General features: G+C 45.3%; 11 protein-coding genes. 8 read left to right on the forward strand and 3 right to left on the reverse strand.

Translation table 11 applies throughout. The features are described 5' to 3' along the window. Positions 1-20: 20 nt before the first annotated feature. The 3 genes from LJ707_RS09525 to LJ707_RS09535 are packed head-to-tail and all read left to right on the forward strand — an operon-like array spanning position 21 to position 6,282. Positions 21-1,307, forward strand: coding sequence for an MFS transporter (locus LJ707_RS09525; protein WP_228950577.1), 1,287 nt, complete (start codon positions 21-23; stop codon positions 1,305-1,307). A 23-nt stretch (positions 1,308-1,330) separates the two neighbouring features. Next, the gene (locus LJ707_RS09530; RefSeq protein WP_228950578.1) at positions 1,331-4,843 is read left to right on the forward strand and encodes a nitrate reductase; all 3,513 of its coding nucleotides are present in this window, start codon (positions 1,331-1,333) and stop codon (positions 4,841-4,843) included. Continuing rightward, complete coding sequence (locus LJ707_RS09535) at positions 4,840-6,282, forward strand: rubredoxin domain-containing protein (RefSeq protein WP_228950579.1); 1,443 nt, start codon at positions 4,840-4,842, stop codon at positions 6,280-6,282. Before LJ707_RS09530 ends, LJ707_RS09535 begins: the two co-directional genes overlap by 4 nt. A 26-nt stretch (positions 6,283-6,308) precedes the next feature. Here LJ707_RS09535 and LJ707_RS09540 read toward each other — a convergent pair whose 3' ends face one another. Beyond that, positions 6,309-7,205, reverse strand: coding sequence for an AraC family transcriptional regulator (locus LJ707_RS09540; RefSeq protein ID WP_228950580.1), 897 nt, complete (start codon positions 7,203-7,205; stop codon positions 6,309-6,311). A gap of 155 nt (positions 7,206-7,360) precedes the next feature. Between LJ707_RS09540 and LJ707_RS09545 the strand changes: the two genes are divergently transcribed. Beyond that, the gene (locus LJ707_RS09545; RefSeq protein WP_228950581.1) at positions 7,361-8,344 is read left to right on the forward strand and encodes an aldo/keto reductase; all 984 of its coding nucleotides are present in this window, start codon (positions 7,361-7,363) and stop codon (positions 8,342-8,344) included. 79 nt (positions 8,345-8,423) lie between these two features. On the opposite strand, the gene LJ707_RS09550 is transcribed toward LJ707_RS09545, so the two are convergent. Then, complete coding sequence (locus LJ707_RS09550) at positions 8,424-8,879, reverse strand: GNAT family N-acetyltransferase (RefSeq protein WP_228950582.1); 456 nt, start codon at positions 8,877-8,879, stop codon at positions 8,424-8,426. 135 nt (positions 8,880-9,014) lie between these two features. After that, the gene (locus LJ707_RS09555; protein ID WP_228950583.1) at positions 9,015-10,952 is read right to left on the reverse strand and encodes a LuxR family transcriptional regulator; all 1,938 of its coding nucleotides are present in this window, start codon (positions 10,950-10,952) and stop codon (positions 9,015-9,017) included. Positions 10,953-11,169: 217 nt separating this feature from the next. Between LJ707_RS09555 and LJ707_RS09560 the strand changes: the two genes are divergently transcribed. The 4 genes from LJ707_RS09560 to LJ707_RS09575 all read left to right on the forward strand — a co-directional run bounded on the left by LJ707_RS09560 (position 11,170) and on the right by LJ707_RS09575 (position 14,277). Further along, the gene (locus tag LJ707_RS09560; RefSeq protein WP_228950584.1) at positions 11,170-11,502 is read left to right on the forward strand and encodes a DUF4870 domain-containing protein; all 333 of its coding nucleotides are present in this window, start codon (positions 11,170-11,172) and stop codon (positions 11,500-11,502) included. Between the two features lie 86 nt (positions 11,503-11,588). Continuing rightward, entirely contained in the window at positions 11,589-12,293 is a 705-nt protein-coding gene (locus LJ707_RS09565; RefSeq protein ID WP_228950585.1) for a hypothetical protein, read from the forward strand. Positions 12,294-12,335: 42 nt separating this feature from the next. Further along, a complete protein-coding gene (locus LJ707_RS09570; RefSeq protein WP_228950586.1) occupies positions 12,336-12,842 on the forward strand; it encodes a hypothetical protein in 507 nt (168 codons plus the stop codon). Next, the gene (locus LJ707_RS09575) at positions 12,832-14,277 is read left to right on the forward strand and encodes an ankyrin repeat domain-containing protein (RefSeq protein ID WP_228950587.1); all 1,446 of its coding nucleotides are present in this window, start codon (positions 12,832-12,834) and stop codon (positions 14,275-14,277) included. The genes LJ707_RS09570 and LJ707_RS09575 overlap by 11 nt, the downstream gene beginning before the upstream one ends. Positions 14,278-14,296: the final 19 nt, after the last annotated feature.

Consider the following 14,296-nt stretch of genomic DNA (forward strand, 5'->3'; position numbering starts at 1 on the left):
CCCTGCAATCACAATAAAAAATGGAAAATCAACTTACTAAACTCAATATATTCTCGGTTAAGGGCATACAAATGCGCACATTCCATATTACCTGGCTAATGTTTTTTGTGTGCTTTTTTGGCTGGTTTGGCCTGGCACCGCTGATGCCAACCATACGTACCGAACTGGCGCTTACCAAGGCGCAGATAGGTAATATCATCATCGGCTCGGTAGGTTCAACCATCATAGCAAGGCTTATTATTGGCCGCTTGTGCGATAAATGGGGGCCGCGCAAAACCGCCGTGAGATTACTGCTTGTGGGTTCGCTACCGGTATTTTTAGTGGGATTAGCACATAGCTATACCTCGTTTTTATTGTTCCGTATGGCCATCGGGGTTATAGGGGCATCGTTTGTTATCACCCAGTTTCATACTTCCATGATGTTTGCGCCTAATATAAAAGGCACTGCTAATGCCGTAACCGGTGGCTGGGGTAATTTAGGCGGTGGTGTAACCAATATGGTTATGCCTTTAATATTTGCAGCTATTGTAGGGTTTGGCTACACACCTGCCGAGGCCTGGCGCTACGCCATGATAGTACCAGGTGTAATGATGCTGATAATTGCCTGGCTATACTATAAATACACTACTGATACCCCAAACGGTAACTACACCGATATTGGTTACCTAACAAAAAACACCAAAACAGACTGGAGCGTACTGGCCGACTGGCGTGTATGGGCGCTTACCCTGGCTTATGCCATGTGTTTTGGTATGGAGGTAACTTTTGATAATGTGGCATCGCTGCATTTTGTAGATACCTTTAAGTTATCGCAAAGCTCGGCTGGTTTTTGGGCGGGCATATTCGGCTTCATGAATATTTTTGCACGCGCCCTGGGCGGTTTAGTGTCTGATAAGGTTGGCAAAAAATATGGTATGCGTGGCAAGGGGTTACTGCTGGCAGGGGTACTGTTGCTTGAAGGGCTGGGGTTGCTGTTATTTGCGCAGGCGGGTAACTTAACCGCGGCTATTATTGCCATGTTATCGTTTGCGCTGTTCCTCAAAATGTCTAACGGGGCAACTTATGGTATTGTGCCTTTTGTCGATCAAAAAAATGTAGGCCTGGTAAGCGGCATTGTGGGCGCGGGTGGTAATCTTGGTGGTATGCTGTTCGGTTTCCTGTTTAAATCAGCCACCATTACTTATGCCGATGCCTTTAGTTATATAGGCTATACCGTAGTGGTAGTTGCTTTCATTGTTTTGATTACCCGCTTTAAAAAGCAAACCAAAAAGGCAGATCAGTCTGTTCCGTCAGTAAGTATGGCCTGATCGGTCACTTTAAATCCTCATCCATGCAAACTCCCGGAAAGCAAAATCATACATACACTTCAATCTGCTGCTATTGCGGGGTAGGTTGCGGCGTTATCGTAAATAAAGAAAAAAACGGAAGTATCACCGTTGAAGGGAATAAGGACTATCCGGTAAATAAGGGGATGCTGTGCAGCAAAGGCCTTAACCTGCAATATACCGTTAATGATAAAACCGACCGGCTGCTGTATCCGCAAATGCGGTATAATAAAAATATGCCTGTGCGGCGTGTAAGCTGGGATGAAGCGCTTGAACGTACCGCGGCTGTATTTAAAACTTTTATTGATAAGTATGGGCCGGAGTCGGTAGCCTTTTATGCATCGGGCCAATGCTTAACCGAGGAATATTATGTAGTTAATAAGCTGATTAAAGGCTTTATCGGCAGCAATAATATCGATACCAACTCGCGGCTGTGTATGAGCAGCGCGGTTGCGGCCTATAAAATGGCTTTGGGAGAGGATAGTGTGCCGCTATGTTACGATGATATTGAGCTGGCCGATTGTTTTTATGTTACAGGAGCTAACCCGGCGTGGTGCCATCCCATTTTGTGGCGGCGTGTTGAAGCGCACAAGGCAGCCAACCCCGCTGTTAAGATCATTGTGGTCGATCCGCGAGTTACCGATACCTGCAGTGTGGCCGACTTGCATTTGCAGATAAACCCCGGTACCGATATTACGCTTAACTACGCCATTGGCCGGTTATTAATTGAGAATGGGGATATTGATATTGACTTTATTACCAACCATGCTGAAGGTTTTGCGCAGTACAGCGAATTGGTTTTTAAGCGTACCCTTAGTGAAGCGGCGCAAATTTGCGGCGTGCCCGGGCATGACATTCAGCTCGCCGCGAAATACATAGGCGAGGCGAAGGGCTTTATAAGCATGTGGACCATGGGGCTCAATCAAAGCTCGGTGGGCGTTAATAAAAATTTGAGTTTAATCAACCTGAACCTGATCACCGGGCATATTGGCAAGCCAGGTTCGGGGCCCTTGTCCTTAACCGGGCAGCCTAATGCTATGGGCGGCCGTGAGGTGGGCGGCTTATCAAACCTGCTGCCTGCGCACCGCGATCTTAAAAACCCCTTACATCGCCGGGAGGTGGAGCAGTTTTGGGGAGGCAAACCTATAAACCCGCAACCGGGCCTAACCGCTACCGAGATGTTCGAGGCATTGGAAAGCGGCAAGCTCAAAGCGATATGGATCATGTGCACCAATCCGCTTACCAGCCTGCCAAATGTACGCCAGGCAGAACGGGCGTTAAGCAAGGCCAAATTTGTGGTAGTGCAGGAGATCAGCAGCAAGCCCGAAACACTGGCTTACGCCGATGTAATATTACCCGCCGCCGCCTGGGCCGAGAAGGAAGGCACCATGACTAATTCTGAAAGGCGCATCAGTTATCTGAATAAGGTTTCGGATCCGCCGGGCGAAGCTTTGCCTGATGCCGAAATTATTTGCCGGTTTGCCCAAAAAATGGGTTATACCGGGTTTGATTATAAGGATGCCGCCGCCATTTATGCTGAGCACGTAAAACTTACCGCGCAAACCAATATTGAAATATCCGGCGTAAGTTACGAGGTATTGAAGCAGCAATCATCAGTACAATGGCCCTATAAAAAACGTAACCGCCAGGCCGGTACGCCCCGCTTGTTTACCGATAAAAAGTTTTATACACCTACAGGCAAAGCCATTATACATGCCGTGCCCGATGCACTGAACAGCGAAATGCCCGATCAGGATTTTCCGTTTGTGCTAACCACCGGCCGCATCCGAGATCAGTGGCACACCATGAGCAAAACAGGCAAGGTGAACAAGCTTAATCAGCATATAAAAGAGGCATTTGTTGAGGTCAACCCGCTTGATGCCATCGCTTTACAAATAAATGATGCCGATATTGTACATATCACATCGCGCAGGGGCGAGGTGCAGGTAAAAGCCAAAGTAACTTCATTAATTAAACAAGGCGTAATTTTTATGCCTATGCACTGGGGCAAAATATTGAATAATGATCTGCACCGGGTTAATAACCTTACCAATGATGTGCTCGACCCGATATCAAAAGAGCCTGATTTTAAATTTTGCGCGGTAAGCATTAAAAAATTTAAAAAGCCTTTTCAGCGTATTGTGGTAATAGGTGCCGGGGCCGGGGCTTATGGTTTTGTACGATCATACCGGGAGCTTAATCCGCACGATAGCATCACTATTTTCAGCAAGGAGGATTTTCCGTTTTACAACCGTGTTATGCTGCCCGATTATATTAGCGGTGAGCAGCAATGGGAGCAACTCATAAAAATGAAGGATGATGAAGAAGGGCAGTACCATATCAGTTTGTTGCGTGGCGTTAGTATTGAAAAGATAGACCGGGCTCAAAAAAAGGTAACCGATTCAAGGGGTGTAGTGACGCCTTATGATGTGCTGATTATGGCAACGGGCAGCCGGGCGGCTGTACCGCGCAACGTGCCTGCATTGCCGGGTATTTTTACCATGCGCAGCCGTACCGATGCGGATAATTTTAAAAAACATGTGCCAAAAAACGGGCATGTGGCTATTGTAGGCGGTGGGTTGTTAGGACTGGAGATGGCGGCATCCCTGCGCGAAATTGGTATCAGGGTAACTATTATCCAGCGTACCTCGGCATTTTTAGGCAGGCAGCTTGACGCGCTTGGCAGCCAGTTGCTGCATGAGGAAATGGCCGATCAGGGTTGCGATATTTACTATAATGATGAGGTGCAATTGTATTACGGCCGGTCAAAGTTAACAGGTATAGGCCTGGCAAGCGGGCGCAAAATTAACTGCGATGCCATGATCATCGCTATAGGCACAACACCCAATATTGAGCTCGCGCGTGATTGCGGGCTGGATTGTAAACGGGGCGTACTGGTTAACGAGCGTATGCAAACCAGCGATCAGGATGTTTACGCCATTGGCGAAATAGCCGAGTTTGACGGTACATTATATGGCATTACCGCCGCTGCCGAGCAGCAGGCCGCCGTTGTTGCCGGGTTTATGAACGGCGATATTGCCAGCTATTACAAAGGCAGCCTGTTTATGAACATCATTAAAATACAGGGCTTTGACCTGTGCAGTATTGGGTTGCCCGAATGCCCTAATGATGAGGGTTATGAAGAGGTAGTGTTTATTGATAAGGCCAAACGTTACTACAAAAAATGTATCATTTATCAGGACAGGTTGGTGGGCACGATACTGATAGGCGATAAGAGCGAATTTTTGGAATTTAAAGAGCTGATTGCCAATAAAACCGAGCTAAGTGAAAAGCGCCTTCAGTTATTGCGCAGCACCGGCAAGGCCAGCCCCGTATTGGGCAAACTTGTTTGTAGCTGTAATAACGTGGGCAGCTTAAACATCATCAATAAAATTACTGATGGCTGCGATAACCTGAAAGAGCTTTGTACTGCTACCGGCGCGGGTATGGGCTGCGGATCGTGCAGGCCCGAGGTTAAACGCCTGCTTGACGAAGAATTAAGAAAGGTTACCACATGAGCGCTCATCACGTAGTTAAAATAAACCTACCGGGCGGTTATGTTTCTGCCGGAGATCTGCACGAAATGCTGGTAATAGCCGAACAGGCCGGGGCTGTTGATGTACGTTTTGGCAATCGGCAGCAACTGTATTTTACCGTAGAAGCCGATCGGCTTGACGATATGGAGGCCGACATGCTGCGGGATGGCATCGATTATGAGCTTGATGCGGATGAATATCCAAACATCATGAGCTCATACGTTTGCGATAGTATTTTTACACAGGAGGGCTGGCTAAGGGAGGGGGTGTATCGCGATATATTCGATATGTTCAGGCATAAGCCGCGCCTAAAGATCAATATTGTTGACCGGCATCAAACCTTTGTGCCTTTTTTTAGCGGTAATTTTAACTTCATCAGCTCGGACGTAAGTAATTATTGGTACTGGTATATCCGCTACCCTAAAAGTAGTTGGTTTTATTGCTGGCCGTCACTGATATATTCAGATGATATACCATTGGTAAGTAAGGCTGCCGAAGAAGTTATCCTGAAAAATAAGAACCTTTTTTATGATGTTGCAGAAGTAAGCGATCAGCATTTTTACGATGAGTTATTAAAACAGATAGATATACCTGCACAGGCAATTACCGAACCTTTATTATTACCTGATTTTTATTTGCCTTATTACGAGGGGTTTAATAAGTATACTAATAAATATTGGCTGGGTATTTACAGGCGAAAGGAGCTGTTTTCATTAAGCTTTTTAAAGGATGTTTGTAGGTTATGTATTCAAACAAGGGTAGGGCAAATTTATACTACCCCCTGGAAGTCTGTTATCATTAAGGATATAGGCATGGCGCTGCGTAATGATTGGGGGATGATACTCGATAAACATCGCCTGAATGTAAGGCATGCCTCCAATGAGCTTAACTGGCAAATTGAGGATTTGAGTGATGAAGGCCTTGCGTTAAAACAACAATTGGTGCGTGATTATGAAGAGGCTGATCTGCGCACTTACCGGCTTAGTTTTGTAATAAAAACACGGCCCAAAACCGGCCTTATGGGTGCTATTATTATAAAAAAGCAAAGTAATAATGCTTTTGAAATTATGCATACCCTCAATTTTAATCCAAACTCAAAAGAATACATCAGCCATAAAAAAAATGTTGAAAGGGCTGATCTGAGCAGCGAATTAATAGCGCTTTGCCACACTTACTATAGCTTGCTGTTACAGGATGTTAAAGCCATTGCCACGGTACCCGAAGAGCAGCAACAACCGCAAAACCTGCAGCAAACCGTTTATGAATGCAGGTTTTGTAAAACAGTTTACGATAGCGCTTATGGCGATACAGATGGCGGCATACCTGCCGGTACTGAGTTTGCCGCGCTGAAAGATGATTATAGCTGCCCGGTATGCGAATCGCCCAAACAGGCCTTTGAATTGGTGGCCAGGTCGTGGTAAACGGCAGCCGCGTCTGTTAAATCAGCTTAGTTTATCATCCGGTATTCATTGGGTGTTTGCCCGGTTTGCTGCTTAAAAAAGCGGGTAAAGTGCTGCGGGTATTTAAAACCTAACTGGTAGGCAATTTGGCTTACCGAGCGGCCGGTATCAAATATCCTTTCTTTAGCCACATCCATAATTTTAAGGTGTATGTACTCATGGGCTGATCTGCCTGTTTCTTTCCTTATCATATCACCAAAATAATTGGCCGAAAGGTTAAGCTCGGCCGCGCACCATGCCACGGATGGCAGCCCTTCTGTTTCGGGTTTGTTTGATTGGAAATAGCCGTTAAGCAAAGCCTCAAAACGTTCAACCAAACCTTTATTTACATTATCACGGGTAATGAATTGCCTGTCGTAAAAGCGGAGGCAATAGTTAAGCAGCAGCTCAATGTTTGAGGTAATAAGTGTGCGGCTGTGCTTGTCAATGGCTTGTTCAAGTTCGTAACGTATTTTGGCAAAGCAATCCAGCAAAAGTTGTTTTTCTTTTTCGGATACATGGAGGGCCTCATCCGCATCGTACGAGAAAAAAGAATAATCCTGAATGTGTTTTCCTAACGCGGTACCCTTTATCAGCTCGGGGTGAAAAGAGAGTGCCCAGCCTTTCGGATTAAAGTCGGCGTTTTTACGCTGTACGCCAAGTATCTGCCCCGGCGAAATACATACCAGTGTACCTTCCTGGTAATCATACAGCTTGCGGCCATAATGCAGCTCGCCGCATTTAAGCTCCTTAAAAAATATGGTGTACAGACCAAAGTTATACCGGCCTTCAGGCAAAGGCTTTGCATCAGCCATATTATATACCGATACCAAAGGGTGCAATGTTTCCAGTCCGCGTATCTGGTTATACATGGCTATACTATCCAGTTGTATGATGTTTTGCATGGTGTTGGCCATTTTGTTATGTCAAATTTAAATAATACAAAACGGTTATATATGTGTTGTAAGTCATATCAGTGAAAATGGTAGCATAACCAGTAATTGATATACAGTTTAGTTGCTACCGCCTTTATACGTTTGCATTGTAAAATTTACCAACAATGAAAAAGAGAAATTTAGGAAACAGCGGGTTAGAAGTATCGGCCCTTGGCCTGGGTTGCATGGGTTTAAGTTTTGCCTATGGCCAGGCGCTTGAAACACAGCAAGGTATAAAACTACTGCGTGATGCCTACGATGCCGGCATAACCTTTTTTGATACTGCCGAAGCATACGGCCCTTATACTAACGAGGAATTATTAGGCGAGGCGTTAGCGCCTTTCAGGGATAAGGTGATTATTGCTACCAAATTTGGGTTTAAGGATGGCAGGCCAAATACCGGGCTGGATAGCCGCCCCGAAAACATTCGTAACGTTGCCGAAGCATCATTAAAACGTTTAAAAACCGACTATATTGACTTGTTTTATCAGCACCGTGTTGATCCGGCTGTGCCTGTTGAGGATGTTGCCGGTACGATTAAGGATTTGATAGCCGAAGGCAAGATCAGGCATTGGGGCATGTCTGAAGCTAATGCGGATAACATTGCCAAGGCCCATGCTGTACAGCCGGTGGCTGCCCTGCAAAGCGAATACTCGTTATGGTGGCGTGAACCTGAAGCCGAGATATTGCCATTACTTGAAAAGCTGGGAATAGGCTTTGTGCCGTTCAGTCCGCTGGGTAGAGGCTTTTTAACCGGTGCCATCACCGCCGATACTAAGTTTGACAGCGGCGATTTCCGTACCTCTCTGCCTCGTTTTTCACAAGAGAACCTGAAAGCCAATCAGGCATTGGTTGAAGTGCTGCAAGGCATAGCCGCGGAGTTGAATGCCAGCCCGGCGCAAGTAGCTTTAGGCTGGTTATTGGCCCAAAAGCCATGGATAGTACCCATACCGGGCACTACCAAATTAACCCGTTTGCAGGAGAATATTGCTGCCACAAACATTGAACTATCGGCAGATGCATTGCAAAAAATAGAAGCCGCCATAGCGCAAGTTGACCTGCATGGCGCGCGCTACCCCGAGCACTTGCAAAAGCAGGTAAGCAAGTAATTTGCCATAATGCTTACAACGGCGCACATCCTAAAGGAGGTGCGCTGTTTTTGTGTGTATTAAAAGATCTGTTTATACATTACAAATCTTTTCTGAAGCAAATACTATCAGGCAGATCAACATACGGGCCATAAGGTGCGATGTTTGTATAGCCTGATTTTTTATATAACGCTAACGCTTCGGTTTGTTTGCTGCCGGTTTCGAGTACCGTATAGCTAAAGCCTAACTCCGCGGCCCATGTTTCCAGTTCGGTTAGCACTTTACGGCTTATGCCGTTGCCTCGTGCTTCGGGGCGTACAAACATGCGTTTCATTTCAACGGTAAGGGCATCGTAATTTTTAAAGCATCCGCAGCCTGCCGGTCGCTCATTAATGTAGGCTATAACAACGGTATCAACATATTCAATAACGTTGTGCTGGTCATAAATATCCATCACACTGCCATTGCGTTCACGCAGATCCTGGTCAAGTTCTGCTATTAGTGTCTGGAAATCAGTATCAAGGCTGTTAGTGCGTTTAAGTATTACAGTATCCATACGGTAAAAGTATTGTTTTTAGTGGTTATCAATGATAACTCACTCACCACTTACTACTCACCAATCACTGCTTAACCCTCTTTCCGCCGAAGGCGAAGAGAGGGTGGTCGGGCGAAGCTACGACCGGGTGAGTTATCATTGTTCAGCCTTTTCAAGCGATTGTATAAAATGGTCGAGGTTCACATCCTTATCCAGTTTTAATTTTTGTTTAAGCCGGTAGCGTGCCATGCGGATGCTCTTGGGTTCAACACCAAGGCGACTGGCTACTTCCTTGTTATCCAAACGCATCAGTATATAGGCGCAATATTTCAGGTCGAGGCGGGTCAGGCTGTTGTCGGCACGTTCCTGCAGGCTGCTGAAAAAGCTTGGGTGTATATTGCTGAATGCCTGTTGCTGCTCATCCAGATTTTTATCCATCCGCAGGTTCTGGTTTATAATGCGGCCAATTTGACGCGCCATGGTAGGGCTGTCGGCAACGCGGGTTTTTTCTTTCAAAAGTTCGAGGATGGTGTTCTTTTCCTCAATTTTAAGCGTGCCTGCCAATAACTCTTTCTCAAGCCACTCGGTGCGGTCCTGCAATAATTCCTGCTGGGCTTGCAGTTTGGCGCTTTCCTCGTTACGCAGGTTGGCCTGTAGTTCAACCTCCTGTTTTTCAAGGGCCAGGCGCTGAGCTTCGGCCTGTTGCAAACGGGCTAACAATTCGGCTTCTTCCTTTTCCTGTTCCGAGAGCTGCTTTTGCTTTTGCGATGCCTTTAGCCTGAAATGGTAGGAGCTTAATAATAAACCCAGGGAGATAATGCCCACCGAGCCAATAACTACATACAACCAGTTAAGCCGGTTATTATATTCGGCACGTTCACGTAAACGGGCTATTTCGTTCTCCTTTTGTGTTGATTGATATTCCTCCTCCAACTGCTGCGTTATAGCCAGCTTTTGCGCGTCAAACACCTTGGCATAATAGGCGCTGTATTGCTTATAATAAGTGAGTGCTTTGCTAATGTCGCCGCTCTTTTCGGCTACGTTAGCCAGCCCCAGCATTAAGCGCGATCGGGTAATATCAACGCCTGATAAACTGGCCAGTTCGGCTATGCCGGTTTGCAAAAACTGTTCGGCTTTTTTATAGTTCCCTTCGCGCAGGGCATATTCACTTAATATGCCATAGCAATTGGCTATTACCTCTTTACTTTTGGTACGCCGGGCAATATCAAGCGCTATGTTTACATACTTAAAAGTACTGTCGCGGTAACTTAGCGGAAAATATTTGAAATAGCTGTTGGCAATATTCAGTGCAATAGCCGAGGCGCTGCTTTGTATCAATATCTTTTCGCGTTTTTGCTGGTATAAATTAGTAGCGCGCCGGTAGTAATTAAGTGAGGTATACAGTAAATTACGCCTGGTAGTATCGCGCTCAAATGCCGAAAAATAACTGTGCGCTATGGTCATGTATCCTAACTGCAAATCATCAGGCATACCGCTGCGCTGCGCCGTGTTAAAGCAGGTAACGGCATATTTATGTTGCTTTAGCGTATCGTTACCATAAGCATAAATACCGGCAATGTAATGGTTTATAAGCACCTTGTAGCTTAACGACCGGCGGTCTGTTTGGTCCTCAAGTAATTGTTCAGCCTTCAGCAGGCCAATCATGGCTTTATCATTATCGCCCCGCACAAATTCAAGCCAACCCTTGCGTAGCCAGGCATAAGCGGCCAATGGGTTGTTTTTTGATCGCGTAGCAAACTTTACGGCACTGTCAATATAGGCTGACGCCCGTTTTTCCTGACCTTTTTGCATCAGTAAATGGCCCATTGCGGCATAGCAAAAGGCGTTTGTGCCGGCATCATCCATCTTTTTAGCTAATAATATAGCCTGCCGCGCCTGTTTTACTGATAGGTCAATGTTCTTTTCAAATCCCGCCCTGGCAAGTTCGGCCATGGCTATAGGTTTCATTTTTGGGTCGGCATTGCGTAAAACACGCTGTAATGAATCAATAATCAGCGATTGCGCAACTACAGGTAGCGTGCAACACATCAGCAAAAAAAGTATGGTAGCGGCTAATAATTTTTTATAAGGCATAAAGGTAAATATATCATATTGAGCATGTTAACGTGTTTTGTTAATGCCGTTTTTAGTGATGATTACTATTGTAACACAAATACTTAGCAAATTGTTGTAGATGCTTTGTAGACGTATTTGCATTTACTTGTAGACGCGCTGTAGCTCCTGTTTTTTTGGCGGGGTATGAATGTCGCCCTAATTTTGGCTTCATCATTTAACTTAAAAAACAAATATCATGACTAACAAAAGCATGGCCATCGTGTCTTACATCACCATCATAGGATGGGTGATCTCGTATCTCGAATACAAAAAACGTGCAGACAAAAGCGCATTGGTTAATTATCACCTGGGGCAATCGCTGGGTTTAATTATTCTATCGTTCGTATTGGGTATAGCCGTATCGGTATTAGTGGCTATCGTTCCATCGTTGTACTTTGTTTCTCTTGTTATAAGCCTGGTTTCACTTGTGCTGTTATTATTGGGTATTGTTACAGCCAATAACGAGGCTATAAAACCGCTGCCGGTTGTAGGCAAGCTGTTTGAAGGTAAGTTCGATTTTTCAAAATAACCTGAATACTTATTGCTAAGAGGAGGGTGCTGTAAGGCAGCTTCCTCTTTATTTCTGTTTAGGTAAACCATTAATCCTAAAGTGTAATGAAATATAAGGCAAAGAGTTTCCTGATCATAAGCATACTGGCTTTGCTGGTGCTGGTTGGCTGTACGCCAAAGGACAGCTACACGCCGGTGCCATTCAAGTTACCCAAGGTGCCGCTGGTGTTCAACCCCGGGAGTGAATATATTAAGCCCGATATGGAAGATACCATATACCGTGCGGATAGCCTGGGCCAGCGTATGCACATAACCATACGTATGCTTGATAAAAAAGCCGCGAAGCTATGGCGTTTGGATACGATCCATTTCAGGTATAAAAATATACTTAGCGGGTGGGACTTCCAAAAACGTGGTTATTACTGGCTGTTTCAGGATCTGACGGTTTCCAGCAATTCAAAGTATGATAAAGAGGGCCGGAAAGAGGAAATACATGAAAAGTATAACGAGTATTTTATGTTTCACCCGGTACGTCAACCCGAACGCGGGCAAACCTATCCCGGTATGGATTATACCATTATGGATGAATACTGGGGTGCTTTAGGTGCCGATGCCGTAGGGATTTCAAACCCAACAGACGGCGACCTGTTTGTGCTTGCACATCCTATAAAGTACAAGGTTCGCGGGCCGGATCAGTATGAAAAAATATATCCGAAGGACAGCGTTGCCGTACCTTTTTATACCGATAAGGTAGATTCAGCCAAAATGATATGTATACGCATAAGTATCATGCCGTTGAATGAACCTTGATAACAAATACATTGTTCTGTCAGTTATACCTTGCATCTATCTATGTTATTAGGATCAACACAAAACAATACCGCTAACAATGCCGATGAGGTACTGATAGCGGATTTAATAAGGCAGGGCCGTTATGCCGAGGCATATGTATTGCTAAAGCGTGCCCCAACAGATGAGGCTGCCACATGGTATAACCTTGCCCTGTGCCTTTACTGGTTAAATAATTACCGCCAAACAATTATGTGCCTTGACCATGCACAGGCGCAGTTGCCTGTACACAATAATAGTATGGCACAACATACTGATGAGGTGCATAAGGCGCTTACCAATAAACAAAACCAAACTAACGATCATTTACAAAGCATCAGCAAAAAGTACGTGGCGCAATTTACAGGCCTTGTGTATGATGCTATACTGCGGTTAAAAACCGACTGCTGGCTTTTACTGGGTGAGTACAGCCGGGTAATTGAACTGGCATCGCCCTTAGCCTATAAAAACTACAGGAATGTTAATGATGCTTTGCAGATCGCTAAAAACAAATTGAACCATGACAAATGAATTTAACACGATAAGGGATGCTTATCATAAAAATATGTTCGCTTCTTCGGCAGAGGCCATTGATATTATCAGCTTATATAAATCACTGCCCGATGTTGACATTGTGAATGAGCAGGAGGAAGGACTTTACAACCTGGCTGCCCGGTTTACTGATGTGGAAGCCATTAAATTTTTAAAGGAAGCCGGATTAAAGCCATCTGCAGACAAGTATGGCAATACCGCTTTGCACGCGCTGGTTACTACCAAATTTGATCTTAACAATCCTGAAATTGATGTTAAGGCTGATAAGATATATCAAACCGCGCAGCAATTGCTTGAACTGGGCATCAACCCTAAAAAGAAAAATGACTCAGGCAAACTCGCTTATTTTGAAGCAGGCTTATTGTATTTGTACCCTTTAATTAACGCCATGGGCGATGCCGGTGTAAAAATGGATGCTACCGATAGCGAAGGCAAAAACCTGCTGCATGTTATTTGCGAAAAGCTGGTTCATCGTAAAAGTATTCCGGGCGCTGTTGAGGCTGCTACCCATACGGTACGTGCGCTGCTCGAAAAAAGCGGCATCGACTTAGAGGATAAGGATGTATATGGCACCACACCGCTCATTTATGCGCAGTGCAGCGGCGTTAAAGAAATAGCCGCCCTGCTATCAGGGGATGAAAGCGATACGGTAACTGCCGGTATGACCCTGCACGAAGCCGTGCTGAACCGTGATGTTGAAGCCGTAGAAGCCTTACTAAAAGCGGGCGCGGATGCCAATGAATTGTCTGATCAGCATCGCCGTACGCCTTTGATGCTGGCTTGCGAGTATCCGTCGGCACCGTTGGTAAAAGCCTTAACAGATGGCGGCGCAGATGTGAATTTCAGATCGGGTAATGGTGATACAGCCGTATATTACCTGCTTACCAAGGCCATAGGCAACTTTGGCCGCGGCATGAGCCAGGATTTAAAAGATATAGTAAAAATGCTGCGTATGCTGATAGCGCATGGCTTTGAACTTGATGAAGCCATAAACAATGACGGCGACACGGCCATTAACTTGGTATGCCAGGGCGGTTATTTAGCCGACCTGAATGCTACCCTTGTTGAAGAACTGATTGATGCCGGTTGCGATATAAACAAGCCCAACACTTTGGGTAAAACACCGTTAATGAGCTTTGCTGCCAAAGGTAACGAAGTAAAATACAGCATTGCCGAGTTGTTGCTTGACAATAATGCCGATACTACTTATGTTGATAAAACAGGCAATACCGCGCTGATGTACGCCGCCGGTAACGCCGATAAAATGTCGGCTAAAAAAATAGTATCGCTTATTGTTGATCAGGATGCATCAACCGTTGAGCGGGTAAACAATGCCGGGCAAACCGCAATGGATATTGCCGTACAAAGTGATAACGAGCCGGTGGTAAAGCTGTTGCTTACCGCTATGGCATAAAATATAAACATCTACCTAA

This window comes from Mucilaginibacter sp. UR6-1, assembly GCF_020880975.1.
Classification (GTDB): Bacteria; Bacteroidota; Bacteroidia; order Sphingobacteriales; family Sphingobacteriaceae; genus Mucilaginibacter.

Bases quoted from the DNA above. Each gene is read 5' to 3' on its own strand.
- LJ707_RS09535 (WP_228950579.1), top strand. From the start codon at position 4,840: ATGAGCGCTCATCACGTAGTTAAAATAAACCTACCGGGCGGTTATGTT.
- LJ707_RS09570 (WP_228950586.1), top strand. From the start codon at position 12,336: ATGTTATTAGGATCAACACAAAACAATACCGCTAACAATGCCGATGAG.
- LJ707_RS09540 (WP_228950580.1), bottom strand. From the start codon at position 7,205: ATGCAAAACATCATACAACTGGATAGTATAGCCATGTATAACCAGATA.
- LJ707_RS09530 (WP_228950578.1), top strand. From the start codon at position 1,331: ATGCAAACTCCCGGAAAGCAAAATCATACATACACTTCAATCTGCTGC.
- LJ707_RS09545 (WP_228950581.1), top strand. From the start codon at position 7,361: ATGAAAAAGAGAAATTTAGGAAACAGCGGGTTAGAAGTATCGGCCCTT.
- LJ707_RS09525 (WP_228950577.1), top strand. From the start codon at position 21: ATGGAAAATCAACTTACTAAACTCAATATATTCTCGGTTAAGGGCATA.
- LJ707_RS09565 (WP_228950585.1), top strand. From the start codon at position 11,589: ATGAAATATAAGGCAAAGAGTTTCCTGATCATAAGCATACTGGCTTTG.
- LJ707_RS09555 (WP_228950583.1), bottom strand. From the start codon at position 10,952: ATGCCTTATAAAAAATTATTAGCCGCTACCATACTTTTTTTGCTGATG.
- LJ707_RS09575 (WP_228950587.1), top strand. From the start codon at position 12,832: ATGACAAATGAATTTAACACGATAAGGGATGCTTATCATAAAAATATG.
- LJ707_RS09550 (WP_228950582.1), bottom strand. From the start codon at position 8,879: ATGGATACTGTAATACTTAAACGCACTAACAGCCTTGATACTGATTTC.
- LJ707_RS09560 (WP_228950584.1), top strand. From the start codon at position 11,170: ATGACTAACAAAAGCATGGCCATCGTGTCTTACATCACCATCATAGGA.